Genomic DNA, 24139 nt, shown 5'->3' on the forward strand with positions numbered 1-24139 from the left:
GCACTCAATGGCGATTCAGCCCACGCGTGATGACAAGTTTTCCTTCGGCCTGTGGACCATCGGCTGGGAGGCGCAGGACCAGTTCGGTTCCGCGACCCGCCCGCCGCTGGACACCGTGGAAGCCATCAACCGGCTCAGCGATCTGGGCGCCTACGGCATCACCTTCCACGACAACGACCTCTTCCCGTTCGGCTGCTCCGCGGCTGACCGGCAGCGGGAGATCGACCGCCTGACCGGCGCGCTGAAGACCACCGGCATGGTGGTGCCCATGGTCACCACCAACCTGTTCAGCCACCCGGTCTTCAAGGACGGCGGCTTCACCAGCAACGACCGGGGTGTTCGCCGCTTTGCCCTGCGCAAGGTCCTGGAGAACATCGACCTCGCCGCCGAGCTGGGCGCTGAAACCTTCGTGATGTGGGGCGGACGCGAAGGCAGCGAGTATGACGCCGCCAAGGACATCCGTGGGGCCCTCGAGCGCTACCGCGAGGCCGTGAACCTGCTGGGCGACTACGTGACGGACAAGGGCTACAACATCCGCTTCGCAATCGAGCCCAAGCCCAACGAACCGCGCGGCGACATCCTGCTGCCCACGCTCGGCCACGCCCTGGCGTTCATCGAGACCCTCGAGCGCCCGGAGCTTGTGGGCATCAACCCCGAAACCGGCCACGAGCAGATGGCCGGGCTGAACTTCACGCACGGCATCGCCCAGGCGCTGTACCAGGGCAAGCTCTTTCACATCGACCTCAACGGCCAGCGCAGCATCAAGTTCGACCAGGACCTGGTGTTTGGCCACGGCGACCTGCAGAACGCTTTCTCCCTGGTCGACTTGCTGGAAAACGGCGGTCCGCAGGGCGGCCCCGCTTACGACGGCCCGCGCCACTTCGATTACAAGCCCAGCCGGACCGAGGACATCAACGGCGTCTGGGATTCGGCGGCCGCCAACATGCAGACCTACCTGCTGCTCAAGGAGCGCGCCAAAGCCTTCCGTTCCGACCCCGAGGTGCAGGCTGCCCTGGAGGCGTCGAGGGTTTCCGAGATCAACGTCCCCACCCTGAACCCCGGCGAAGGCTACGAGCAGCTCCTCGCCGACAGGTCGGCGTACGAGGATTTCGACGCCGACGCCTACTTCGGCGGCAAGGGCTTCGGCTTCGTCAAGCTTCAGCAGCTCTTCATCGAGCACCTGCTCGGCGCCCGCTGATACTGTGACGGCCGCTCCCATGTCACTCGTTGCCGGGGTCGATTCCTCGACCCAAAGCTGCAAGGTGGTAGTGCTGGATGCTGAGACTGGCGCACTGGTCCGGGAGGGCCGTGCCGGCCATCCGGACGGCACCGAGGTTCACCCGGACCACTGGTGGCGGGCGCTCTCCGCAGCGCTCGACGACGCCGGCGGACTCGCCGGGGTCGGCGCGCTTTCCGTTGGTGGCCAGCAGCACGGCATGGTGCTGCTGGACCGGGAGGGCAACGTGCTGCGGCCGGCGCTGCTCTGGAACGACACCCGCTCGGCAGAGTCGGCCGCGGCCCTCACCGAAGAGGTTGGTGCCGAGGACTATGCGAAGCGGACAGGCCTGGTGCCTGTGGCCTCCTTCACGGTCACCAAGGTCCGCTGGGTCCGGGACCATGAGCCGGAGATCGCCAGCCGGGTCGCCGCCGTCGCCCTGCCGCACGACTGGCTGACGTGGCGCCTGCGGGGCTATGGCCCCGCCGATGCCAGCCCCCTGGGACCCGACCTGGGGCAGCTCACCACCGACCGCTCCGACGCCAGCGGCACCGGCTACTGGAACCCGGCAGCGGGCACCTATGATCTGGAGTTGTTCAGCCTCGCCTTTGGCCGGCCCGCCGTCGAAGCCGGCCCGGATACGTTTGGTGCGTCCGGGTCGGGCAGTGACAGTCCAGGGGCCAGCGATGCAGTGATCCTGCCCCGGGTCCTGGCGCCCGGCGCCTCACCCGGCGAGGTCCATCCTTCCGTGGTGGGGGAGGTCGTGCCGACGGAACAGTTCGTGCTGCCAGTGCCGCCCATAAGACTTGGTGCCGGTGCGGGGGACAACGCCGCTGCGGCATTGGGCCTGGGCGCCAGGGCGGGCGACGTCGTCGTGTCCGTGGGCACCAGCGGGACGGTGTTCGCCGTCTCCGATGGGCCGATTGGCGACCCGGGCGGGACGGTGGCGGGCTTCGCGGACGCGAGCGGCCTTTTCCTGCCGATCGCCGTGACCCTTAATGCAGCGCGGGTGTTGACGTCGGTCGCCGGGCTGCTGGGCGTGGACTTCGGCGAGTTGTCCCGGCTGGCGCTGGACGCAGAACCGGGGGCGGGCGGCGTGGTGCTGGTCCCGTATTTCGAGGGGGAACGGACGCCCAACCTGCCCCGCGCGAGGGCCAGCTTCTCCGGGCTCACCATCGCCTCGACCACACGCAGCAACATTGCCCGGGCCGCCATCGAAGGGATGCTGTGCGGGCTGGCGGGAGGACTCGATGCCCTCCGCGGCCTGGGCCACCCGGCCGAGCGGCTCCTGCTGATCGGCGGCGCCGTGCAGAACCCTGCGGTCCAGCGGATTGCGGCCCAGGTTTTCGACCTGCCCGTGCTGGTTCCGAGCCCCGGCGAGTACGTGGCCAGAGGTGCGGCTGTGCAGGCGGCCTGGGCGCTGACCGGCGAGCGGCCGAACTGGAAGGTGGCGCTGGACGGCCACCCCGAGCCGGACTTCCGTCCTGCGATTCTCGAGCAATACAGGGTGGAGCAGCGCAAGGTGGAGCAGGCCGCTGGTTGAGTTTGTCGAAACCTGAGCCGCTGGTTGAGCTTGCCGAAGCCGAAGCCGAAGCCGAAGCCGAAGCCGAAGCCGAAGCCGACGCCGAAGCCGAAGCCGACGCCGACGTCGAAGCCGACGCCGACGCAGGCTCAGGGACCGGGCGCCCAACTGGGTAGCACTTCAGGGCGTTCCCAGGGCCGGGAAGGCCGTGAGCTGCTACTTAGTTTTCGTTCTCGGGTGGATTCAAGAAACTTTTGGATCACGACCTCGGTTGGTGCCGGATCAGCGCTTTAATGTCGTACCCCCTTGGCAGACTGTGTTCATGGAAGGCATCGGGAATTCAGCACTGACAGCAGGAGCGCCGCACGGTGACACCCTGCACGCTGCCGCGGTTCCCGACGCCCTTTTTCCGGACGCAGTTTTTCCCCTTGACGCGATTCCCCACGGTTGGTTCACGGACGAGGCTATTCCCTTCGACGAATTCGCAGATGACGAGTTCCTGGAGGACGGAGCTCCATACGACGATGACCTCGACGCCGCGTATCCGGCATCTATTCCGGAGGACCCGTTTCCCGAGGCCCTGTTTGCCAATGTCCTGTTCGCCGATGCCCCTAGTCCCGACGGCGCTGCCTCCGGTGCGGGTACACCCCGGCCGAATATCGGGGACCGGGTCGCTGCGGCAAGGGTCCTTTTGCGGGCGGACCTCAGCACCGACTGTGCGGGCTTGATCGACCAGATGCAGGCATGGGAGAAGATCAAGTGCCTGATTGCCGGGCAACAGGCGAGGCTTGCCGTCGCCTTCGAGATCCGGCACCGCCAGGAACACGCCGAACACGGGGCGCAGACCAACCTCACCCCTCTGTCGGTCGAGGACCTGGGCAAGAAACGCCCCAAAGACCACAGCATGGGCGCAGCCGAGCAGATCGCCCTGGCCCGCGGCGAGTCCCCGCACCGCGGCGGCCGGCTGCTCGGCACGGCGAAGGCACTGGTGACCGAGATGCCGCCGCACACCCTGGGCGCTCTGGACACCGGACAGCTGAACGAAGAGCGCGTCATGCATGTCGTGAAAGAGACAGCCTGCCTGTCGGTGGATGACCGGGCCGCCGTCGATGAGGAGCTCGCCGCAGACACCGGAACCTTCACGGGCGCCGGAACCCGGGCCGTCATCGCCGCTGTGAAGGCCGCCGCTATCCGGCGGGACTCCCGCTCGGTCACCCAACGCGCGAGCCATGCCGCGTCGGAGCGGTCCGTGAGCCTGCGCCCGGCCCCGGACTGCATGACCTATTTGACGGCGCTGCTGCCCGCCCATGAGGGCGTCGCGGTCTACGCGGCCCTGACCCGGCAAGCGGACACCCTCAAGTCCGCCGGTGACGCGCGCTCCCGGAACCAGGCCATGGCCGACACCCTCGTCGAACGGACCACCGGCACCCCCGGCGGCATCGCAGGCGTAGAGATCAGCCTCGTCATGACCGACCGCACCCTCCTCCAAGCCGACAGCGAACCCGCCCGGATACCCGGCTACGGCATCGTCCCCGCCGCCTGGGCACGGACCCTGGTAACGCAGGAGCAGGGAGCGGGACGGAGACAAGATCCGACCCAGTTCCAGGATCCTGGCTGGCCGGATCGCCTCCAGCCCGCGGCGAGCGGCTCCACCGCCGATATGAAGGAGTTCAAAACCTGGGTCCGGCGGCTCTACACCGCCCCCGGGACCGGCGACCCGGTGGCCATGGACTCCCGAAGGCGGCTCTTCCCGCCAAAGCTGCGCCGCTTCATCCAAATACGCGACGACACCTGCCGGACCCCCTACTGCGACGCACCCATCCGCCACCACGACCACATCATCCCTTGGCACGAGAACGGCCCAACGTCCCTGGCCAACGGCGCTGGGCTCTGCGAAGCGTGCAACCACACCAAGGAACTGCCCGGCTGGAAAGCCCAACCCAGACCCGGCCCACGGCACACCATCGAACTCACCACACCCACCGGCCACACCTACCACTCCACCGCACCACCGCTACCCGGCGCTGGACCGACCTGAACCTGGGCGCGCGAAACCGGCAGGAGTGAAACCAACCCTGCCCGTAACCACCCTGTCCGGAACCAGCCAGCCGGAACACTAGAAGCGAAGCCGCAACCGGTGAAGCGGCGGCGGAAATACCGCCGCCGCGGAACCCGGTTAGGGGAGGAGTTGGCTCCTACGAGCTGACCTCGGCGACCTGCGCGGCCAGCGTCGTCAGTTCCACCGGTTCCGGACGGGCCGCCATGCTCTTGATCTGCACTGCGGAACCCGTCCGGGCCGAAGCCAGCATGGACTCCATCACCTCGAGGACGTGGTAGGCCAGCTGGCCGCCGGCGCGCGGCTCGGTGCCCTGTGGTGTTGCGGCGAGGTCGGCGATCCCGAAACCGCGTCCGGAGTCGACGTAGCCCGCTGAGACTGGCAAGTTCTGCCAGTCGTCCGCGCCCAGCGGGAAGACCTGGACATCGCCGTCGAAATGGTTCGGGTCGGGCACCGCCAAGGAGCCGCGTTCACCGTGGATTTCGATATTGGGCGACTTGGACTTCACGGCGTCGAAGCTCATGAGCAGCGTGGACAGTGCACCGGAAGCGTGAACGAGCACCCCAGTGACATGTGAGTCGACTGCCACCGGCACCGTCTCGCCAGCGCGCGGCCCGGAGCCGATGGTCCGCTCGTTGCGGGTGTGGCTGGCGGCACCGACCACGGAGACCACAGGGCCGAGCAGCGTGACCAGCGCGCTGACGTAGTACGGGCCCATGTCCAGCAGGGGTCCGCCGCCGGGCTGGTAGTAGAAGTCCGGGTTGGGATGCCAGCGTTCATGGCCGGGCGTCACCATGGTGGCTGTTGCGCTGATCGGCGCGCCGATCAGGCCGTCGTCGATCGCCTTGCGGGCGGTTTGGATCCCGGTGCCGAGCACCGTGTCGGGAGCGCAGCCGACGACGACGCCCGCCACGCGTGCCGCCTCGAGCACCTGCCGCGCCTCGGCGGTGGTCGCCGCGAGCGGCTTCTCCCCGTAGACGCTCTTTCCGGCGGCAATGGCCTTCAGGGCAACGTCGGCGTGGGCCGCGGGGATGGTCAGGTTGAGGACCAGGTCGACGTCGCCCGCGGCCAGGAGGCCTTCCACGGAAAGTGCGCGGACGCCGTCGTAGTCGTCCGCCACAGCCTGGGCGCGCGTGGGGTCCAGGTCGGCCACCGCCACCAATTCGATCTGGTCCAGCCGGCGGAAATTCGCGAGGTACTGGGCGATGATGGCGCCGCAGCCAATGATTCCTACTCTTGTGTGCTCTCCTGTGTCTAGCGACTTGCCCACAGCAGGCCCCTTTCGATGATGGTGCGGACATTGGTGTCCTGGAGGATGTCGACGTGATGGCCGGGGGTGGTGACGAAGATCCGGCCCTTGCCCCATTTGCGGGTCCAGATGGCCGGTGAGGTCACCTCGCGATGCCACGGGTCCCACTCGCGGACCTTCTGCGTGGTGGTGGCGAGGACGTCGATGTAGTCGTCGGCCAACACCCAGTACTGTTCGGTGACAAGTTCGAAGTCGGAGATGCCTTCGGTGATGGGATGGTGGGCGGCGGCCGGGAGCATGTTCACGGTGTACGGCACGTAGTTGTCGGACTGCTCCCCGATGCGTTCGTCCGGATGCTTGCCGGGGTGGCACGCGAACTGGCCGCCGATTAGGTGCAGGTAGTCGGAGTTGTTGCGGTAGGAGTCCGCGATCCCGCCGTGCCAGCCGGCCAGACCCGTGCCGTTCTCGACGGCGGCCCGCAGTCCCTCGAACTCGTCCCTTTCAATCGTGGTCATGGTCATGCACTGCATAATCAGGTCCACTCCCGCCATGTAGGCGGTGTCGGCGTAGGCCTTGGGCGATTCCTCGATCCGCACGTCGTACCCGTTGCTTTTCAGGTACGGGATGAAAAGTTCGGTGGCTTCGAAGGGCTGGTGGCCGTCCCAGCCGCCGCGCACCACCAGGGCGGACTTGTTTCCGGTCATAACAAAGCTCCTTTGGTTACAGGATTGGTGGTTCAGCGGGTGGCGAAGGCGGCGTCGAATGCCGCGGCGGGCGGGGCAATGGCCGCGAGGTTCTTGACCAGGGCCAGTGCCTGCGGCGCACCGGTCAGCCGGTCCATGCCGGCGTCTTCCCATTCGATGCTGGTGGGGCCGGCGTACCCGATGGCGTTCAGTGTGCGGAAGATCCTGTTCCACTGCACATCCCCGTGCCCTGCTGTGACGAAGTCCCAACCACGGCGCGGATCGGCCCAGGCCAGGTGCGAGCCGAGCCGGCCGTTGCGCCCGTCAAGCTGGCGGACGGACTCCTTCACATGCACGTGCAGGATGTGCTCAGCGAAGTCCTGCAGGAACATCGCCGGGTCCAGGTCCTGCCAGATGAAGTGGGACGGGTCGAAGTTCAGGCCGAAGGCGGCCCGGTGCCCGATGGCCTCCAGGGTGCGCTTGGTGGTCCAGTAGTCGTAGGCGATCTCGGAGGGATGCACCTCGAGGGCGAAACGGACACCCACCTCGTCAAAAACGTCGAGGATAGGGTTCCACCGGTCAGCGAAGTCCCGGTACCCGGCGTCGATCATGGCCTCCGAAGCGGGCGGGAACATCGCCACGGCCTTCCAGATGGAGGAGCCGGTGAACCCGGTCACGGTCTTCACGCCAAGCCTGGCGGCGGCCCGGGCGGTGTCCATGATGGACTGCGCCGCCCTGGTGCGGACGCCCTCCGGATCGCCGTCGCCCCAAACTTCGGACGTCAGGATGCCCTGGTGGCGCTCGTCGATCGGGTCATCACAAACAGCCTGCCCCGTGAGGTGGTTGGCGATGGCGAAGACCTTGAGGTTGTTCTTCTCCAGGATGTCCAGCCGTCCCTGGAGATAAGAGTCGTCCTCTGCGGCGCGGCGCGGATCAAGGTGATCGCCCCAGCAGGCGATCTCCAGGCCGTCAAAACCCCACTCTCCGGCGAGCCGGGCCACCTCCTCGAAGGGCAGATCGGCCCACTGGCCGGTGAAGAGTGTTATGGGTCGTGTCATCGGGTTTCCCTGTTCTGCAGTCATGGGTTTCAGACTTTCTGCCACTGGCTGGAGTTGGCTGCGCTGCCCTCCACGGCGGCCAGTACGCGCTGGACCTGCAGGGCATCCGCGAAGGACGGTTCCGGCTGACTGCCCTGTGCAAGCGCGTGAACGAGGTCCACCACCTGGTGGGTGAAGCCGTGCTCGTACCCGAGCCCGTGCCCGGTGGGCCACCAGTTGCCGACGTACGGATGCTCAGGTTCGGTCACGAAGATCCGGCGGAAGCCGGCGTCGGGCGATTCGGCTGCATCGTAGAAGGAGAGGGCGTTCATGTCCTCGAAGTCGAAGGCGATGGAAGCCTTGGTGCCGTTTAGTTCCAGCCGCATGGCGTTCTTCCGCCCCAGTGCGTAGCGGGTCGCCTCGAAGACGCCGACGGCGCCCCCTGCGGCAGCGCCGCCGTCGAACCGGGCGCTGAAGATTGCGGCGTCATCAACGGTGACGGCCCCGCGGGGAGCGTCCTGGCCGACGTCGCCGTGTCCGCCCAGGCCCACCAGGTCTCCGGCCAGGGGCCGCTCGGGAACGAACGTCTCCAGAAGCGCGGAGACTCCGGTGATCTTCTGCCCGGTGATCCACTGGGCCGCGTCGATGCTGTGCGCTCCGATGTCCCCCAGGGATCCGGATCCGGACTTGCTCTTGTCCAGCCGCCAGGTCATGGGGGCGTTCGCATCGGACAGCCAGTCCTGAAGGTACTGCGCGCGGACATGGCGGATGGTGCCCAGCCGGCCTTCGTCCACCATGCGCTTGGCAAGTGCCAAGGCCGGCGTGCGGCGGTAGCTGAACCCGCACATCGCAAAGACACCCCGCTTCGCTGCCGCCTCTGCTACAACGGTCATCCGCTCCGCCTCCTCGACGGAGTTGGCCAGCGGCTTCTCGCACAGCACGTGCTTGCCGGCCTCGAGGGCGGCGGCCGCGATCTCGGCGTGGGTGTTGCCGGGGGTGCAGATGTCGATCAGATCGACGTCGTCGCGTTCAATCAGCCGGTGCCAGTCCGTTTCAGTCGACTCCCAGCCGAGCTTGTCCGCGGCTGCCCTGACGCCGCTGGCATTCCGGCCGGCGACGGCGGTGAGCTGCGGCTGCAGGGGCAGGTCGAAGAACCGGGGCGCTGTTCGCCAGGCGTGGGAGTGGGCGGCCCCCATGAAGGCGTAGCCCACCATGCCGACGCGGAGTGGCTTCGCGGTTGTCATCCAATGTCCTTTCGTGGGAAATCCGTGTGGTTACTTACTGAAACCGGCCGTCAGGCCGCTGATCAATTGGCGCCGGGCCACGATGTACAGCACCAGCAGTGGCAGCGTGGCCAGCACTACCGAGGCGAGCACTGCGGGGATGTTGACGCTGAATTCGCCCTGGAACGTCCAGAGCGAGAGCGGCAGCACCCGCGTGGCGGGGCTCTGGGTGAGGATCAGCGGGAACAGGAAGCCGTTCCAGACGTGCAGGGCGTTGTAAATGCCCACAGTGATCACCGCCGGCTTGGTCATCGGCAGGGCCAGCCGCCACAGCATGGCCCAGTCCGAGCAGCCGTCCAGTCGCATCGACTCGAACAGCTCGTTGGGCACGTCCCGCATGAAGTTCGACAGGATGAGGACGGACACCGGAATGGCGAAGGCGATGGACGGCAGAATCAGGGCCAGCAGTGTGTCATACAGGTGGGCCCGGGTGATCATCCAGTAGATCGGGATGATGGTGGCGTGGAGCGGAATGGCCAGGCCCAGGAGGAACAGGTTGTTGGTCCAGTTCACAAACCGGCCTTTGCCCCGGACGATCGCGTATGCCGCCATGAACGAGACGAACAGCGCCGGAATGACCGTGCCCAGGGTGACCACGACGCTGTTCAGGAAGTACCGGGCAAAGTCGTTTTCCAGCACCAGCCGGTAGTTGTCCAGTGTCGGTTCGGCGGGCGGAAGCATGGGGTTAGTGGCAAAGAATCCGGCCTGGTTCTTTAGGCTGGTGATCACCACGTAGTAAATGGGCAGGACGATCACCGCGAGCCAGAGCCAGCCGCCGAGGCCGCCGGGCAGGTTTGGCCGGCGGCGGCCCGCGCGCCTGGAGTTCAGGCGCGGTGCGGCATGGGTGAGGACCGGTGCCTCCGGAGCCGCGGGGAGCTGTGTTGTGGAAGCCATCAGGCTCCTTCCAATTGGCTGTCGTTCCGGTTCTTGCCGCCGAGGCGCTGCAGGAGCAGGGCCAGACCCAGTCCGATGACGATCAGGATGACGCCCAGGGCGCTCGCCGCACCCATGTCGTTGGCCTTGAAGCCGGTCAGGTACATGTGCAGCGGCAGCAGCCGGGTGCTGTAGCCCGGGCCTCCGCCGGTGAGAACGAAAATCAGGTCAAAGTAAGCCAGGCTGCCCACCACCATGAGGGTGGAGGAGGTGATGATGGTGTATTTCAGCTGGGGCAGGGTGATGTTCAGAAACTGCCGGACCCGCCCCGCGCCGTCGATCTCCGCGGCCTCATACAGCGAGGTGGGGATCTGCCGCACGCCGCCTTGGTAGATGAGCGTGTGGAACGGGACGAACTGCCACGCGATGACGAAGACCACCACGAACAGGACGAGGTCGGAGTTTCCGAGCCAGTCCTGGATCAGGAGGGGCACCTGGAGGCCCGGACCGAGGCCGAAATTGGGGTCCAGCAGCGCCTTGAAGGCAATGGCGACGGCGGCTGAGGAGAGCAGGAGCGGCAGGAAGTACAGGACGGCGAGCGCTGCCCGGTACTTCTGGCTTCCTGCAGTGAAGACGCCGAGCAGCAGGCTGATCGGTGCCTGGACGATGAACGAGAAGAACACGATCTTGGCGGTCACCAGCAGGGCGTTGCCCGTGACCGGGTCGGTGAGCACCGTGGTCCAGCTGGCCAGACCCTCAAGCCGGATCTCGCGCAGTCCGTCCCAGCTGGTGAAACTGAGGAAAACGACTCCGGCCAGCGGGACGACGGCGAACACCAGGAAGAAGGCAAGGGCTGGCGCTGCCAGCCACCCCGAGGGGCCCGCGTCGCGGACCCGCCGGCGGTTGGAACTGGTGATGGTCACGCTGTTACTTCCCGATCGTGGCGTTCATCGTGGAGACGAACTGCTCCGGGGTGATCTTCTTGAGGAAGATCTGGTCAAGGTTGGACAGCATCGCGTCGCCCTGCGCGGGGCTCAGCGCCTGGTCCCAAGAGAGCGTGAAGCTCGGCGCCTTCTTGGCCAGGCCGTAGACGAAGGTGAGGAAGTCCTTGTCGGGTGAAGCCTCGAGCTTGCTTTCGATGCCGTTGACTACCGGGACGGCGCCGGAGGCAATGAGTGCGTCGGTGTCGGCGTCGGTGAACATTCCATCCTTGACGTAGTTGAGGGCGGCCTTCTTCTGCTCGTCGGTGGCCTTGGCGGAGATGGACCAGAAGTTGGAGGGATTGCCCACCACGTTGGCGGGGTCGCCCTTGCCGCCTTCGACGGTGGGGAAGGTGGTGAAGCCGAGTTTGCCGCCGGTGACGAAGCTGCCTGCGTCCTTCTTCATGCCCTGGTAGATCCAGCCGCCCTGCAGGACCATGGCAGCCTTGCCCGTGTAGAGCAGGGCCTGGTCGGCGTTGCTGTCCGCGGCGATGGAGGAGAAGCCGTTCACGAAGCCGCCGGCGTCCACCAGTTGCTGGATCTTGGTCAGCGCCTCGGTCACGGCGGGGTCCGACCAGGCGTTGGGCTTGTCTGCGGCGATGTTCGCGAAGACCTCGGGACCGCCGATGCGCTCAACGAGGTACTCCAGCCACATCAGGTCGGGCCACTTGGACTGGCCGCCCAGGGAGAACGGGGCGACTCCGGCCTCCTTGAATTTCGGCACGAGCGCCATCAGCTCGTCCCAGGTCTTTGGCGGCTGTGCGCCTACCTTGTCGAAGACTTCCCTGTTGTAGTAGAGAACCACAGGCTGGACGTTGTTGTTCGGCAGGGCGTAGGTCCTGCCCTCGATCTCGCCGTTCTTCAGGACGGAAGGAAGGTAGCGCTCCTTCACCTCGGGGTTCTCCTTGATGAAGGCCGAGAGGTCCTCCACCTGGCCCGCATCGACGTAGGACTTCAGGACGCCGCCGCCCCAGCCGTAGATGAAGGTGGGGCCTTCGCCGGCGCCGACGGCGGTGCGGACCTTGGTCTTGTAGGCATCGTTGGCGAAGAAGTCCAGTTTGATGGACTGGTCGGAGTGTGCGCTGTTCCAGGCCTCCACCGATTTCTGCAGCACAGGCTGGTTTCCGCCCGTCAGGCCCCACATGGAGGCCGAACCGTCACCTGCCGAGGTGGATCCCGCAGGGCCGCTGGAGCCGCAGGCGGCCAGGCTCACCGAGAGGGCGGCTGCCGAGATTGCCATCGCGACTGAGCGCAACTTTCGAGTTGTCATCTAAACATTTCCATTCATCCATCGGACTCGACGCTGATAGCCCGGCTTTGCGTATACGGGAGCTCGCCTGGAATCAGGCGGCTGCCCATGAACTGATTGCTGAGACGTTCGCCGCTTTTCCGAAATATTTCGATAAAACTTGCGGTGTGAGATAAAACATAACGACGGCGCGGGGATGCGTCAAGGGTTTTCTTCTGCGTCTAAAGCTGATGGAGCGTTGACGAAACGGTGTGAGGCCTGCAGACTGAGGTCTCGAAATCTTTCGAAAAGGGAATGGATGTCCAGGATCGAATCTCAAGGCAAGCTGACGTTGGCGGCCGTGGCGCGGGAGGCGGGTGTCTCCACTCCCACTGTTTCCAAGGTGATCAACGGCAGGGACGACGTCTCTGCGGACACCCGTGCCAAAGTGCTGACCGCGCTGGCGCGGACCGGTTACAAGTCTCCGCTGCAGAACCGCCGGAACGTCTCCGGGCGGCAAATGGTCGAGGTGGTCATCGACAACCTGGAATCCGGCTATGCCGTAGAGGTGCTCAACGGCGTGCTCGAGTCCGCAGCCCTCTCGGACATCGAGGTCCTGCTGAACGTCACCGGCAAGCAGGGCGCATCAACCCTGACCCCGGAGCAGCGCGCCCAGCGGATCGTGGATGAGGGCCGGTGCGGCATGATCGTCGTGACATCAGCCTTCGGGGACGCCCAGCTGGATGCCTTTCACCGTCGGAAAATCCCCGTGGTGGTCATTGACCCCCTGAATCCGCCTCCGGGGGACGTGGTCAGCGTCGGTGCAAGCAACTGGGCGGGAGGAAAGGCCGCGACCTCCCACTTGCTGGAGCTTGGCCACCGCCGGATTGCCTACCTCGGCGGGCCTGATGCAGCCGAATGCAACCAGGCCAGGCTGCACGGCTACATGGCGGCCATGAGGTCCGTCGGCGTGGGCGTCGAGGACAAGTATGTCCTGTCGGGTCATTTCCGGTCGGAACACGGTGCCAAGGGCATGAAGCACCTGCTTGGACTGGACCAGCCCCCCACGGCCATCTTCGCCGGCAGCGACAGCATTGCCCTGGGTGTGCTCGCCGAAGCGCGCCGGCAGGGGATCCGGGTGCCTGAGGACATGAGCCTGGTCGGCTTCGACGGCACATACCAGGCCGAGGAGTCGGTGCCGCCGCTAACGTCGGTTTCCCAGCCGCTGCAGGAGATGGGTGCCACTGCCCTGCGGTTCGTCCTGCGCCAGATGCGCGGGGAGCTGCTGGATTCGCGAAGGGTGGAGCTTGCCACTGAACTGGTGGTTAGGGAGTCCACCGCGCCGCCGCGGGAAGATGGGCCACGAAAAAACCGGCCTCGTAAAGATGGGATTATTTCGGGCTAGCTTCCGCCGTGCCTCCTCCTGCAGGTTAGGCTGTGACCAGTGCCTTCAAGCAGCCGGAGGAACTTGCTTCATTCTGCTCCGGGGGGAAGAGACTGATGAGTCGAGTGGGTGAACCGGATGTCCGGCCGGAGCTTCGGTCTGGCGGCGGCTCCGGCTCTGCCGTAGCTGACAAGGTGGACGCTTTCTTTGGCGGCATGGACGGGCACGGTCGCGTCATAGTCCGGTAGCTGCCCCTCTCCGTCACCGTGCTGCTGGTGGTTGCCGCCGCGGCGGTCTTCCACCCCGAGACGCTGGCCGATCCACGCTTCCGCCTCGCCTTGCTGGCCCACACGGCGCTTTTTGTCCTGAGCGTGGCCGTTCCCTGGGGCAGGCTCCCGGCGGCCGCATACGCCGTGATTCCGGCGCTGGACTGCGTTGCCATCGGCTTCACACGGGAGGCCGGCGGTCCCAACTTCAACGTCCTGAGCCTCCTGCTGGTCTTTCCAGTGGTCTGGCTGTCCGTCGACCGCAACCGGGCCGGCGTCGTCCTCGCCGTGGCCGCAACCGTCCTCAGCACCGTGCTGCCGGCCGCGGCCTTAGGTACACTGCCCACCCAGGGCTCGCTAATCCGGACGATCTTCCTCTGTTCCATTGCCGACACCGGCATCGGCATGGACGCACAGGAGCAGGAACGGGCATTCACCAGGTTTTTCCGGTCCGCCCGCTCGCGAGAGACGGCCATCCCCGGCGCCGGCCTGGGGCTGCCCGTCAGCAAGACCATTGTTGAGGGGCACGGCGGTTCCATCAGCCTGCGGAGTGCACCGGGCAAGGGGACCACGGTGACGGTGAGCCTCCCGTCGCCTGAGGCGGCGTCTCCTGAGGCGCCCTATCGAGAGCCGGCGTCAGCTGCCGCGGAGAGCATGCAGTCCGCCCACGTAAACTGGCAGCATGCGGTTGGTAGCGAGTGACATAGACGGAACGATCCTTGGGCACGACGGAAAAATCAGTGACCGCACCGTCCGTGCCTTCCACGCCTGCCGGAGGGCCGGCGTCGAACTCGTCTTTGTCACCGGCCGCCCGCCGCGCTGGCTGCACCCGCTCGAGGAGCAGTTGGGCCACACCGGCACCGTGATTTGTTCGAACGGCGCCGTGGTGTGGGACCTCGAAGCGGACAAGGTTGTCTCGGCGCAGACCATGGCCATCGACGACATCTTCGAAATCCGGCGGATCATCAAGAAGGTGCGCCCCACCGCCCTCTTCGCCGCCGAAACCCTCACCGGCTTCCACCTCGAGCCCGGCTTTATCGAAAACGGCTCAAGCGAACTCCTCTCCGAATTTACCCCTGCTCCGCTGGCCTCGACGCTCACCGCGGAGGACGCCGTCGTCAAGTTCCTGGCCATCGTCCGCGAAGGTACGGCCGACGAGTTCCTCGCGGAGGTGAGCCCCGCCGTCGGAAGCCTCGCGTCGGTAACGCACTCGGCGCCCACCGTCGCCATGCTGGAGCTCGCCGTGCCCGGGATCAACAAGGCCGTCACGCTGGCCGACTACGCCGCTTCGCTGGGGATTGATGCCGCGGACGTCGTGGCGTTCGGCGACATGCCCAACGACATTGAGATGCTCCGCTGGGCTGGCCACGGCTACGCCATGGCCAGCGGGCATCCGGAGGCGATCCGGGCGGCCGGCCAGCAGGCGCCGCATTTTGACGACGACGGCGTGGCCCAGATTCTCGAGGAAAAGCTCGCCGCGCTGGGGCTTCAGCTGCCGTAAGCCGGCCGTCGCCCGCCTGCCACCGAATTCCCGGCTGGCGGTCAACTTGCGTTCATGTCCGCACCATAGGGTGTGGCCTGTTGGGTGAGTGACCGATAGGGGACATCGTGGCCAGGAAAAAGATCAACAATGCGGCCGAGGCTCCGCTGCGTCCCGTGGAGCCGGCCCCTCACTGGTCGTCCCTGCGCGAGGGGGACCGGGTCAGCGTCCGGCTGTCGACCGGATTCGAAACCGGCGGCCGCGTTTCGGCCGTCACTCCGGACCGCACCGTGGTGTGGGTGGATCTCGACGGCGGCCGCGGCCGCACCCTGTTGCACTGCAGCGACGGCGTGGAGATCCTGCCGGCCTAAAGGAGCCCCGCTAAGCTTCGGGGATGACGGGAACCCTGCCTTACTTCTCTGCTGGTGGGCCTGAACGCGGGCCTGCCTCCGGACCTGCTTCCGGGCCGGGCGGCCCCGTGGCGGATAGGCCGGTGGCCATGGCCCACCGCGGATTCTCGCTGGCCGGCCTGGAAAACTCGCTGGCGGCGTTCCGCGCCGCCGTCGAGCTTGGCTATTCCCACCTTGAGACGGATGTCCACACCACGTCCGACGGCGTGCTGTTCCTTTTCCACGACCGCACCTTGGACCGGGTCACTGACGGCCGTGGCAGGATCCATGACCTCACCGCGGACCAGGTGCGGGGGGTGCGGATCGGCGGGACGGAGCCCGTGCCCACGTTCGACGAACTTGTGGCGGCGTTTCCGGACGCGTGCTTCAATCTCGACGTCAAGGACTGGCACTCAGTGCCCAGCGTCGTGGCCGCGATAGAGCGCCACCGGGTCCACGACCGCGTGCTGATCGCGAGTTTCTCCGACCGCCGGCGCCGCGCGGTGCTGCAGCAGCTCAGCCGCAGGACCGCATCATCGGCGGGAACACTGGCGAACGCCCTCTTCCTGGTGCTGGGGCCGCTGCTGTCCGTTGGCACGCTGGGGTCACCGGTGCGGGCCGTGCTGCGCCGGGCGCTGCGCGACGTCGATGCCCTGCAGGTGCCGGTCCGCTACCGGGCCGTTCCCGTCGTCACGCCGGGATTTGTTCGCCGGGCGCATGAGCTCGGGCTGTATGTGCACGTCTGGACCATCAACGACCCTGCCGAGATGCACCGGCTGCTCGACCTCGGCGTGGACGGGATCGTCTCCGACCGCGCCGACCTGCTGAAGGAAGTCCTGCAGGCGCGCGGGCAGTGGGCCTAGGTATCCAGCTGGGCGCGCCCAGAACCTAGCCGCGTCCCAGACCCGTGCCCGGGTCCTGGTCCCCCTCCGAAGGATCTGCCCGCAGTTCCTCCGGATCCGGATCGGGTAGCCCTGCCGGGCCGGGGACGCCGCGCGCTGCTTCAGGCGCGTCCGTGGCGCCGGCCGCGCCGATGCCGCCGGACGTCGCCGCTCCGGTTGACTCGTCCGCTGACTCCTCCGTGCCGGGCGTGCCTTGGCCTCCGCCCGCCTCGGTGCCCGGGCCCTGCGGCGTGTAGGTCGTACCGCCGCTTTGCTGCGGACCGTCACCACCATCCCCGGCGTTGGAACCTTCGCTGATGGAGGAGTGGACCTGGATGTCCTCGTCGGATGCTCCGGGCTCAGGAACGTGGGCGTCATCCGTGGGATCGGACGTCTGCGCCAGGTCCTCCATCGCGTTTTCCGCTGCTTTGCCAATGCTGTCGCCGATTCCCATCAGCTTGCTCCTTCGATACGTTCCGGCTGGGCCGGACTGTGCGGCATCTGACTGTTCCAGAATTATCAGCATGCTTACAATTAGTCCAGTGTTGCCGGACCGCGGCAGCATGAGTCCGTCACCGAAGTCCGTCGCCACGCCGGCGTACTAGTTCCAAGGAGGACCGCAGGACCATGAGCACCTACCACCCCGAAAATGACCCGGCCAACCCGGACCGGGACGCCGCCAGGGCAGATGAAGCCAAGACAAAGGGCACAGCCAGCGGGGATTCGGCCGCTACGCCCAACCCCGACCCCTTGGAAGGCAACGTCACGGGTCTTGAGCCCGGCGGGGGAGTGCCGCCCGGCGAGACGCCGCCCGCCGAAGACCAGATGAGCGGCGACCAGGGGCACGACGAATAAGTAGGACGACTATCAGAAGGAGTGCGCGATGGCTGACCGGCTGGTTGCCGACGTGATGGTGGAGCGCCTCAAAGCCTGGGGCGTCAACAGGGTCTTCGGCTACAGCGGGGACGGCATCAACGGTTTTATGGGCGCGCTGCGCCGCAGCACCGAGGGCCGCAGCGGCGGCGCAGCCGATAGCGCTGACGCGGGAGCCGGCGTCGAATTCGTCCAGGCCCGGCATGAGGAAACGGCGGCGTTCATGGCCGTCGGGCACGCCAAATACACCGCACAGGTGGGCGTGGTGACGTCCACGCAGGGTCCGGGCGCTGTGCACCTCCTGAACGGGCTCTACGACGCCAAGCTGGACAGCGTCCCGGTGGTGGCCATCATAGGCCAGCAGAGCCGGAGCGTGCTGGGCTCGGCCTACATGCAGGAAATCGACCTGCTCACGCTCTTCAAGGATGTGGCGGCCCAGTTCGCGCAGATGGTCAGCACCCCGGAGCAGCTTCCCATGGTTCTGGACCGCGCCTTCCGCACGGCCCTCGAAACCCGCACTCCGTGCGTTGTGATTGTGCCGCACGACATCCAGAAGGCCCCGGCCCCCGAGCTCGACCAGGAACACGGCATCATCGTCACCGCGCCGGAATGGCAGCCCGCCCGGGTGCTGCCCCACGATGATGACCTGGCCAGGGCCGCCGAGGTACTGGGGGCCGGCAGCAAGGTGGCATTCTTGGTGGGGCAGGGCGCGAAGAGCGCCCAGGCCGAGGTGATCGCACTGGCGCAGCAGCTGGACGCCGGCATCACCACCAGCCTCCTGGGAAAGCCGTACATGGATGAGACGCTGCCGTTCGCGGCCGGCACCATGGGGCACCTCGGTTCCACCGCCAGCGCCCACCTGATGGGGAACTGCGACACACTTCTGATCATCGGCTCCAACGACCCGTGGACCGAGTTCTATCCGAAACCCGGCGCTGCCCGGGCTGTGCAGGTGGACATCGATGGCCGGAAGGTCGGAAACCGCTACCCCGTTGAAGTGGGCCTCGTGGGCGATGCCGCCGAAACCCTTGCCAGGCTCGCGGAACTGCTGAACGGCGCCGGAGGGCAACCAGGCGGCCCACCAGAGGCAGGGGCCCGCAAGCAGTGGCGGGCGGACGTGGAGGAGCAGGTCCGCAGCTGGCGGTCTCTCGCCGAGGAGCGCTCCCGCGTTCCGGCCAAGCCCGTCAACCCGGAGCTCGTGGTCCGCGAGCTCAGCGGCCGGCTGCCGCGCAACGCCCAGGTGAGTGTCGACGTCGGGAGTTGCGTTTACTGGTATGCCCGTCAGCTGACCCTTCCGGAGGGGGTGCCGGCGCACCTTTCGGGGACTCTCGCCAGCATGGGCTGCTCGGTTCCGTACGGGATCGCGGCCAAGCTGGCCCGGCCGGACAGGCCCGTGGTGGCCCTGGCCGGCGACGGTGCGATGCAGATGGCCGGGATCGCCGAGCTGGTCACCGTCGCACACCGCTGGCGGCAGTGGTCTGACCCACGCTTCGTGGTGTGCGTCTTCAACAACCGTGATCTGGCGGAGGTCACGTGGGAGCAGCGGGAAACCGAGTCCGAGCCACGGTTCCCGGCCAGCCAGGAAATCCCGGACTTTCCCTACGCCGGATACGCGGAGCTGCTGGGGCTGACCGGCATTCGGGTTGACTCCCCGGAGCAGCTGGCCAGTGCATGGGACCGGGCGCTCGCGGCTGAACGCCCGGTGGTGATCGAGGTCCTGACCGACCCGGACGTGCCACTACTGCCGCCGTTCCCGGCGGGAGCGGAAAAGCTGGACGGCATGCGGTCCGCGCTCTCCGAGGAAGGCGAATCCGGGGAGGGTGCGGCGGCGTTGCTGGACACCTATGCGGGCCAGGAAGCGTCCCAAACCTGACTGTATGACGCAGCAGGCAAGCGCATTCCCGCGAGGTAATGGCAGGATGGTGCCATGCGTATTCTCATCGCCCCTGACAAATTCAAGGGATCACTGACCGCCGTCGAAGCCGCCGCCGCCATGGCCGAGGGTGCACTCCGCGTCTATCCCGACGCCGTGACCACCCAGTTTCCGGTGGCCGACGGCGGCGAGGGAACCCTCGAAGCCGCCGTCGCCGCCGGCTACGAGGAAAGGATCAATGCCGTTGTCGGTCCCATCCTGGCCCCGCTTGGCGCCGCCTGGGCGCTCCGGAAGGACCAGTCCGGCGCCACCACCGCTGTCATCGAGACGGCGCAGGCTTCCGGTCTGGCCCACATGGAGCCCACCCCGGAGAACTCCCTGCGGGCACACAGTTACGGCTGCGGGCAGCTCATTGCCGCTGCCCTGGACGCCGGGGCCACGGAAATCGTGCTGGGCGTCGGCGGCTCGGCCATGACCGACGGCGGCAGCGGCGCCCTGCGCGCCCTGGGCCTGAAGCCGCTCGACGCCGCGGGGAACGTGGTGCCGCTGGGTGGCGGTTCACTGTCCGACGCCGTTTCCCTGGATGTCACCGGGCTGGATCCGCGGCTGTCCGCTGTCAGGTTCCGGATCGCCGTCGATGTCCAGAGCCCGCTCTACGGCACTGCCGGTGCCGCGCACGTCTTCGGCCGCCAGAAGGGCGCAGACGACGACGCTATTGAGAAGCTCGACGCCGGGCTGCGCAACTGGGCGTCCCTCCTCCGGGAAGCGACGGGCCGGGACGTCAACGTTCCGGGCGCCGGCGCCGCCGGCGGCTTCCCGGCGTCGTTCCTGGCATTCACCCAGGCGACGCTCGAAGGCGGATTCGCACTGGTTGCCGCCCTGACGGGGCTGGCCGAGAAGCTTGCCGACGCCGACCTGGTGATCACCGGCGAGGGCTCTATGGACTCCCAGTCGCTCACCGGCAAGGCCCCGATCGCGCTCGCGGAGGCCGCCCGCGAGCGCGGCATTCCGGTGGTCGCGGTGGCGGGACGCATTCTGGTCACGCCGGAGGAGCTGGCCGAACACGGTGTGGTGGCTGCGGCGCAGCTGCTGGACGTCGCGCCCAGCCCGCAGGATGCCATCTCCGACGCCGGCAAATACCTCGCGTGGGCAACTCGCCAGGTGCTGGAAGGGGCCTGAGCGTCAGCTCAGTCTCCCGCCCTTTTGGCCCTCCGGTGCAGGTGCACGGGGACATAGGCCAGGAGGATGGCCAGCACGGCCAAGAGCACGCCGCCCGCGGTGAGGCCGACGGTGCGACCGGCTGTAACGTCGAACACCAAGGCGGCGGTCCCCACGCTCAGGGCCGCCACGCCGCCGAGGGCGATCTTGGTGATGTTGTCAGCGCTGGCCACGAGGGTGGCTTTGAGCCGCTTCCGGAACAGCCGGCGGTGGACGCTGACCGGCAGGAGGATGAACGCCGTGGTCAGTGCGGCGAGGGCCACGTTGACGAGGTAGAGCGTGACCTGGAAATCATCGAGTGTTTCAAAACGCTGCTGGAACGGCAACGTCAGCAGGAAGCCGGCCAGGATCTGGACGCCGGTCTGCAGGACACGCAGCTCCTGGATCAGTTCCATCCAGTTCCGGTCCAGCTGCTCCTCGCGGGTCTCGTTTCTGCCGCTGCCAGCCAGGGCTTCCGGATCGATCATGAACCCTCCTCTGTCTGGCCCGCTGCGGGCGTGCTTGCTCCAAACCTAGGCTCAAGTCTGCCCCAATTCAATAAATACTAAGTTTGCTGACTAGTCTTTGTGCCAGGTGGTGGACTTGCTCCTCAAACCTGCGTTAGGTTCGAACAACCGGCAGCCCGACAATGTGAGCAGGTGGACAATGACCGACCCAGCCAAGCAGCCTGACCAGCCCGGGGATCCCCGCGGGACGTATCATTCCGGGCCCTTTCCAAGGCAGGAACAGAAGCAGCCGGGCCTGACCGCCCCGATGGATCCCCAGCCGGACCACGGTGAGCTGAGTTACGAGGGAAGCGGAGCGCTGGAGGGCAAGGCGGCGCTTATCACAGGCGGCGACTCCGGCATCGGCAAAGCGGTGGCCATCGCCTTCGCACGCGAGGGGGCCGACGTCGCCATTTCCTATCTTCCCGAAGAGGAGGACGACGCGCAGGACACTGCCGAATGGATCCGCAAGGCCGGCCGGCGGGCTCTGCTCCTCGCCGGTGACGGCAGGAACGAGGACTTCAGCACGGCGATAGTCGATGATGCTGTTACCGAGTTCGGCCGGCTCGATGTTGTGGTGCTCAATGCCGCCTACCAGAAGAACCGCGACAGCCTTGAGACCCTGCCCACGGAGGAATTCGACCGCGTCTTCAAGACCAATCTGTACTCGCTGCTGTGGACTGCCCGGGCAGCGGTGCCGCACCTGAAGGCGGGTGCCTCGATCATCACCACGGCCTCCATCCAGGCATTCAATCCGTCTCCCGGGCTCATTGACTGCGCCATGACCAAGGCGGCCCAGGTGGCCTTCACCAAAGCCCTCGCCCAGGAACTGGGGCCCAAGGGGATCCGCGTCAACGCCGTGGCGCCCGGGCCCATCTGGACGCCGCTCATCCCTGCCACCGAATGGCCGGACAAGCTGCCCAAATTCGGTCAGGACACACCCTTGCAGCGCGCCGGGCAGCCCGCCGAGCTCGCCCCGGCCTACGTTCTGCTGGCGTCCGACGCCGGTTCGTACATGTCCGGGGCGGTGGTTCCCGTCACCGGCGGCAAGGGCCTTTGATTTTTCCCGCAATGCCAGCAATTCCCAGCCAAACAATTCCCCACCAAGCAGGAGGAACAGATGAGCCAGGACAACCAGCACGCAGCCCCCGAAGAGGAAGTGGGAGGCTACGGCACGCCCACCGCGGAACAGGAAGCCGGCGGCCAGCAGTTTGCCCAGCCCCGGGAAGAGGAAGACTTCGACGCCGCGGGCCTGAACCAGAACAGCCCCGAGGGAGAGACCTTCCAGACCGGCACGCCGAACCTTAGCCACTTCGCCGAGGAGGACCAGGACAGCTCCGGCGAACCCGGAGCAGGACGCTTCGGCGGGACGGACGATCAGCTGCACGCCGAGACCGAAAGCAGCGAGCCCGGCTTTGAGCCTGTCCCGGGTGAGTCGCCGTTGCCGCGCGACCCGGACGCCTCGCCGGGGGCCGGCGCCGAGGACGGGGACACGGCCGTGCCCTCGGCGGACGCCGAAATCGACGAAGGCAACGCAGACGAATCCGGCGCCGGGCAGTTCTCCTCGGAACCCGGGCAAGAGGCCGCGGGCATTCCGGACGGCAGCGGGAACGACCTGCCGAAGGAAAAGTCACCCAACGACGACGACGAAACGTTCGACGCCGGATAGCCATTGCGGCCCGAGCCGCATATTTGCACCAATGTGAAACGGCAAGGCCGCGGCACCCCTCTGAAACAGGGGCGCCGCGGCCTTGCCGATTGGGCCAAAGTCCCGAAAGTGGTGCAGGAATTCCTAGCGCTTCTTGGGCTGCCTCTTCGCTGCGGCGTTGATGGCCGCCTTGGCGGCCGGCGGCAGGCCCTGCTGCTCGGTCTCGGGCTCGGCAGCCGTGCCGCGCGCCTTCGCAATGGCCCTCATGCCGTGGTAAATCACCAGGGCTGCGGCAGACCCGAGCGCGATGCCCGTGAACTTCAGGTCCCCGACGGTCCAGGCGTAGTCGGCGATGCCGATGATGAGGGAGACCGCGGCCGTGGTCAGGTTGACCGGGTTCGAAAAGTTGACCTTGTTCTGGACCCAGATCTTCACACCGAGGATGCCAATCATGCCGTACAGCATGGTTGCCGCGCCCCCCAGCACGCCGGGCGGAACAGTGGCGATCAGCTCGCCGAACTTCGGCGAGAAGCTCAGCAGGATGGCGAAGACGCCGGCCACCCAGTAAGCAGCCGTGGAGTAGACCTTGGTGGCCGCCATGACGCCGATGTTTTCCGCATAGGTGGTGGTGCCTGAGCCGCCGCCGAAGCCGGCGAGCACCGTGGCGGCGCCGTCGGCCATCAGGGCACGGCCGGAGACCCCGTCCAGGTTCTGGCCGGTCATGGCGGACACGGACTTAACATGGCCGATGTTCTCCGCCACGAGGACCAGGACCACAGGAACGAACAGGCCCACCACGCCGAGGTGGAACTCGGGGGTCTGGAAATGGGGAAGGCCCACCCACACGGCGGCGTCCATTTTGGAGTAGTCCACCTCGCCCCGGAGCATGGCCACAAGGTAGCCCACCACCACGCCCACCAGGATGCTGAGGCGGCCAAAGATCCCGCGGAACAGGACGCTCACCACGATGATGGTCACCAGCGTGATAAGTGCTGTCACGGGGGCGGCGTCGAAGTTGTTCTTGGCGGCCGGAGCCAGGTTGAGCCCAATCAGGGCCACGATGGCGCCGGTGACAATCGGCGGCATCAGCCGGTTGATCCAGCCGGCGCCGAACTTGTGCACGATCGCACCGATCACGGCGAGGCCGGCTCCGGCCAGCACCACGCCGCCCAGCGCCCCGGGCACGCCGAACTGCTGCTGGGACGCCGTGATGGGGGCGATGAACGCAAAGCTTGACCCGAGGTAGCTGGGAACGCGGCCCTGGGTGATCACGAGGAACAGTAGCGTGCCGATGCCGGAGAAGAAGAGCGTGGTGGCCGGCGGCATTCCGGTGATGATCGGCACCAGGAAGGTGGCGCCGAACATGGCCACAACGTGCTGCATCCCCACGCCGATGGTCAGTGGCCACGCGAGCCGTTCGCCCGGAGCCACCACCTCGCCCGGACGCACTGCCTTGCCGTTGCCGTGCAGCTTCCAGTTGATTCCGAGCATGCTCATTGGCGGGCCTTTCGGAGA

General features: G+C 66.9%; 24 protein-coding genes. 14 read left to right on the forward strand and 10 right to left on the reverse strand.

Annotated features, from left to right (window positions below):
- Positions 1-7 precede the first annotated feature (7 nt).
- From xylA to QFZ23_RS02595, 4 genes are all read left to right on the forward strand, one after another.
- On the forward strand, positions 8-1198 hold the full coding sequence (gene xylA, locus QFZ23_RS02580; protein ID WP_306920382.1) for a xylose isomerase: 1191 nt from the start codon (positions 8-10) through the stop codon (positions 1196-1198).
- Positions 1199-1217: 19 nt separating this feature from the next.
- Positions 1218-2759, forward strand: a complete 1542-nt coding sequence (locus QFZ23_RS02585; RefSeq protein ID WP_306920383.1) for a xylulokinase — start codon at positions 1218-1220, stop codon at positions 2757-2759.
- Positions 2756-2914, forward strand: coding sequence for a hypothetical protein (locus QFZ23_RS02590; RefSeq protein ID WP_306920384.1), 159 nt, complete (start codon positions 2756-2758; stop codon positions 2912-2914). The genes QFZ23_RS02585 and QFZ23_RS02590 overlap by 4 nt, the downstream gene beginning before the upstream one ends.
- Positions 2915-3060: 146 nt before the next feature.
- Positions 3061-4776 carry an HNH endonuclease gene (locus QFZ23_RS02595; RefSeq protein WP_306920385.1) on the forward strand — a complete coding sequence of 572 codons (1716 nt, stop codon included), beginning with the start codon at positions 3061-3063 and terminating at the stop codon, positions 4774-4776.
- 157 nt (positions 4777-4933) lie between these two features.
- On the opposite strand, the gene QFZ23_RS02600 is transcribed toward QFZ23_RS02595, so the two are convergent.
- Genes QFZ23_RS02600 through QFZ23_RS02630 form a run of 7 tightly spaced genes read right to left on the reverse strand, consistent with a single transcriptional unit; the run spans position 4934 to position 12169 of the window.
- Positions 4934-6064, reverse strand: coding sequence for a Gfo/Idh/MocA family protein (locus QFZ23_RS02600; protein WP_306920386.1), 1131 nt, complete (start codon positions 6062-6064; stop codon positions 4934-4936).
- Entirely contained in the window at positions 6049-6747 is a 699-nt protein-coding gene (locus QFZ23_RS02605; RefSeq protein WP_306920387.1) for a ThuA domain-containing protein, read from the reverse strand. Before QFZ23_RS02605 ends, QFZ23_RS02600 begins: the two co-directional genes overlap by 16 nt.
- A 32-nt stretch (positions 6748-6779) precedes the next feature.
- Positions 6780-7784, reverse strand: a complete 1005-nt coding sequence (locus QFZ23_RS02610; protein WP_306926623.1) for a sugar phosphate isomerase/epimerase family protein — start codon at positions 7782-7784, stop codon at positions 6780-6782.
- A 29-nt stretch (positions 7785-7813) separates the two neighbouring features.
- Positions 7814-9007: a Gfo/Idh/MocA family protein gene (locus tag QFZ23_RS02615; RefSeq protein ID WP_306920388.1), complete on the reverse strand. Its 1194-nt coding sequence runs from the start codon at positions 9005-9007 to the stop codon at positions 7814-7816.
- Positions 9008-9037: 30 nt separating this feature from the next.
- On the reverse strand, positions 9038-9940 hold the full coding sequence (locus tag QFZ23_RS02620; protein ID WP_306920389.1) for a carbohydrate ABC transporter permease: 903 nt from the start codon (positions 9938-9940) through the stop codon (positions 9038-9040).
- Entirely contained in the window at positions 9940-10842 is a 903-nt protein-coding gene (locus QFZ23_RS02625; RefSeq protein ID WP_306920390.1) for a carbohydrate ABC transporter permease, read from the reverse strand. The genes QFZ23_RS02620 and QFZ23_RS02625 overlap by 1 nt, the downstream gene beginning before the upstream one ends.
- Before the next feature lie 4 nt (positions 10843-10846).
- On the reverse strand, positions 10847-12169 hold the full coding sequence (locus tag QFZ23_RS02630; protein ID WP_306920391.1) for an extracellular solute-binding protein: 1323 nt from the start codon (positions 12167-12169) through the stop codon (positions 10847-10849).
- Positions 12170-12446: 277 nt separating this feature from the next.
- On the opposite strand from QFZ23_RS02630, the gene QFZ23_RS02635 reads away from it, so the two are divergent.
- The 5 genes from QFZ23_RS02635 (at position 12447) to QFZ23_RS02655 (ending at position 16509) form a co-directional block, all read left to right on the forward strand.
- Positions 12447-13532, forward strand: a complete 1086-nt coding sequence (locus QFZ23_RS02635) for a LacI family DNA-binding transcriptional regulator (protein WP_306920392.1) — start codon at positions 12447-12449, stop codon at positions 13530-13532.
- A gap of 254 nt (positions 13533-13786) precedes the next feature.
- Positions 13787-14479, forward strand: a complete 693-nt coding sequence (locus tag QFZ23_RS02640; RefSeq protein WP_306920393.1) for a sensor histidine kinase — start codon at positions 13787-13789, stop codon at positions 14477-14479.
- Positions 14460-15278 carry an HAD family hydrolase gene (locus tag QFZ23_RS02645; RefSeq protein ID WP_306920394.1) on the forward strand — a complete coding sequence of 273 codons (819 nt, stop codon included), beginning with the start codon at positions 14460-14462 and terminating at the stop codon, positions 15276-15278. Before QFZ23_RS02640 ends, QFZ23_RS02645 begins: the two co-directional genes overlap by 20 nt.
- Positions 15279-15385: 107 nt before the next feature.
- On the forward strand, positions 15386-15628 hold the full coding sequence (locus QFZ23_RS02650) for a hypothetical protein (RefSeq protein WP_306920395.1): 243 nt from the start codon (positions 15386-15388) through the stop codon (positions 15626-15628).
- A 128-nt stretch (positions 15629-15756) separates the two neighbouring features.
- Positions 15757-16509: a glycerophosphodiester phosphodiesterase gene (locus tag QFZ23_RS02655; RefSeq protein WP_306920396.1), complete on the forward strand. Its 753-nt coding sequence runs from the start codon at positions 15757-15759 to the stop codon at positions 16507-16509.
- Positions 16510-16534: 25 nt separating this feature from the next.
- Here the strand turns inward: QFZ23_RS02655 and QFZ23_RS02660 are convergent, their stop codons facing one another.
- Entirely contained in the window at positions 16535-16981 is a 447-nt protein-coding gene (locus QFZ23_RS02660) for a hypothetical protein (RefSeq protein WP_306920397.1), read from the reverse strand.
- 173 nt (positions 16982-17154) lie between these two features.
- On the opposite strand from QFZ23_RS02660, the gene QFZ23_RS02665 reads away from it, so the two are divergent.
- Genes QFZ23_RS02665 through QFZ23_RS02675 form a run of 3 tightly spaced genes read left to right on the forward strand, consistent with a single transcriptional unit; the run spans position 17155 to position 20452 of the window.
- Positions 17155-17382, forward strand: a complete 228-nt coding sequence (locus QFZ23_RS02665; RefSeq protein WP_306920398.1) for a DUF6480 family protein — start codon at positions 17155-17157, stop codon at positions 17380-17382.
- A 28-nt stretch (positions 17383-17410) separates the two neighbouring features.
- Positions 17411-19273 (forward strand): thiamine pyrophosphate-requiring protein, encoded by a 1863-nt coding sequence (locus tag QFZ23_RS02670; RefSeq protein WP_306920399.1) that lies wholly within the window; start codon positions 17411-17413, stop codon positions 19271-19273.
- A 54-nt stretch (positions 19274-19327) separates the two neighbouring features.
- Positions 19328-20452, forward strand: a complete 1125-nt coding sequence (locus QFZ23_RS02675; protein ID WP_306920400.1) for a glycerate kinase — start codon at positions 19328-19330, stop codon at positions 20450-20452.
- Between the two features lie 8 nt (positions 20453-20460).
- Here QFZ23_RS02675 and QFZ23_RS02680 read toward each other — a convergent pair whose 3' ends face one another.
- Positions 20461-20958, reverse strand: coding sequence for a DUF6328 family protein (locus tag QFZ23_RS02680; RefSeq protein ID WP_306920401.1), 498 nt, complete (start codon positions 20956-20958; stop codon positions 20461-20463).
- A gap of 178 nt (positions 20959-21136) precedes the next feature.
- Here QFZ23_RS02680 and QFZ23_RS02685 point away from each other — a divergent pair, with 178 nt between their 5' ends.
- The gene (locus QFZ23_RS02685; protein ID WP_306920402.1) at positions 21137-22036 is read left to right on the forward strand and encodes an SDR family oxidoreductase; all 900 of its coding nucleotides are present in this window, start codon (positions 21137-21139) and stop codon (positions 22034-22036) included.
- 60 nt (positions 22037-22096) lie between these two features.
- Positions 22097-22645, forward strand: coding sequence for a hypothetical protein (locus QFZ23_RS02690; protein ID WP_306920403.1), 549 nt, complete (start codon positions 22097-22099; stop codon positions 22643-22645).
- A gap of 123 nt (positions 22646-22768) precedes the next feature.
- Here the strand turns inward: QFZ23_RS02690 and QFZ23_RS02695 are convergent, their stop codons facing one another.
- A complete protein-coding gene (locus QFZ23_RS02695) occupies positions 22769-24121 on the reverse strand; it encodes a uracil-xanthine permease family protein (protein WP_306920404.1) in 1353 nt (450 codons plus the stop codon).
- Between the last annotated feature and the right edge of the window lie 18 nt (positions 24122-24139).

This window comes from Arthrobacter globiformis, from assembly GCF_030818015.1.
Taxonomy (GTDB): Bacteria; Actinomycetota; Actinomycetes; order Actinomycetales; family Micrococcaceae; genus Arthrobacter; species Arthrobacter globiformis_C.